General features: G+C 35.2%; 1 protein-coding gene and 1 pseudogene. Both read left to right on the top strand.

Annotated features, from left to right (window positions below; genetic code table 11):
• The coding region (locus ACFIMC_RS03375; protein ID WP_375685653.1) for a YadA-like family protein at positions 1–228 on the top strand (228 nt) is incomplete at its 5' end.
• Positions 229–1,051: 823 nt separating this feature from the next.
• A pseudogene (locus ACFIMC_RS03370) lies at positions 1,052–1,721 on the top strand (hypothetical protein); the annotation flags it as partial.

Below are 1,721 nucleotides of genomic sequence, written 5' to 3'. Positions count from 1 at the left end.
GCAAGGCAAGCAGCGGCGGTTGGTCTAGCAGTGTCCAATCTACGTTACTTCGACGAACCAGGATCTTTGAGTGTCTCATTTGGTAGCGGCGCATGGCGTGGACAATCGGCATTTGCTATTGGTGCTGGTTATACATCTGAAAATGGAAAAATCCGCTCTAATCTCTCTGCCACGAGTGCTGGTGGTCATTGGGGAATAGGTGGTGCAATCACTCTGAAAATAAAATAATACGAACAATAAAAACCGAACAAAACATTCACCCTTATTTATTGAAATGAGGGTGAATGTTTTTTTACAGACGCACAGTATTTATCTAGAGATAAGCATAATATTTGATGACGATATAAACTTTGATGTTTTATAGAAGCCCCTTATATGCTTTTATTGCAAAAAGATCACAGTAGAATCCATATTGCTAAAAAGTTATATTTTTATGTTGCTATTTTCTTGAACAGTCTATAGTCATGCAGGAATGTATATTAATAAGACTCATTTTGATAAAATAACTTTCAAAGGGGGGATAAGTAGTGCGTAAAGATAAAAGATACATCAAAGGATCACGCATATATCATTACATAATATTTTAAGAAGAGAAGTCCTAACTAAAAAACAATTATCCGAAGCAAGTTAGATATCGGACATACTACAATCTCTTTTTATTTTACTTGTTATTAATAAAAAAATGCTTTCTAATAAAACTAAAGTCTATAATTAAGAAAACACATACTAAAACCTTTTTTAAAGCATTTTATAGTAACGACTACCAAGTAAAAAATAATATTAAATATGGAAGACCTCTTTTTTAGTTAGTAAAAAACAGCACACTAAAACCCTTAGATTCTAAATATATTATTTCTATGTCCACAAAACATAAACCAAAAACAAACATTTAGATCTCAATACAGAAAGCACAAACAAAACAAAAGACTCAAAATGTTCACATCCTAAGCAACGATCCTCTATTATGAATTCCAAGGGGATTAATAATGCTAAAATGTGTCTTTTTTATGTTTTGGAGGTGTTTTTAAGTTTTTTCATTGGAGAATTTGTTATGAAAAAATTATATGCCACATTAGCACACGATGATGCAAATGGGACTCATTTTCCTTATCCCTTGTCTTTGGTGAGGGTGCTTTTGTTGGTTGCAATAGTTGCGTTTTTATCGAATGTTTCTCCTAGTTTTTCGGCAAATGTCGATTTAAGCAAAATGTTCCTTGAAGGTGTCGAGAGTGCTGTTGTAGGAACTCCACAAAATGTTATCTCTGCTTATAATAGCGATAACAGTGATTTAGATGCTTCTAGTGCGTCAAAGGAGAATTATATAACAGCGTTGAGTGTTGCGACGACACCTAAGGTGGATGCTACCAGTGACTATGCAAATTTTCTCATCAATACTCTTTCTGGTAACAGTGATAAGAATTCCACAATAAAGACTGATAATAGTTCTGTAATAAATACTTTGACACCAAGACAACTTATTCCTGTTAGTGAAATGCAGAGAGGTGGTGGCAAAGGTGTTGAGTTGGGTGAGGCGGCGAGTGCGCCCTCTGTGTCGTCTATTGCGATAGGCAATAAGCAAACATATGACTGTGGTAAAGGCAAAGACTGTTATTACGTCGCTGCACGTGCGTCAGCTGAAAGAACAATAGCTATCGGTTTATCATCTGAAGCTAAGAATTATCAGGGAATTGCTATTGGTGTTACTGCAAAAGCATTCGCTG

Source organism: Bartonella sp. AP21QHHD, from assembly GCF_042196205.1.
Lineage (GTDB): Bacteria > Pseudomonadota > Alphaproteobacteria > Rhizobiales > Rhizobiaceae > Bartonella.
The sequence above is the reverse complement of the archived record's forward strand: the minus strand, read 5'-3'. Positions and strand labels throughout refer to the sequence as shown.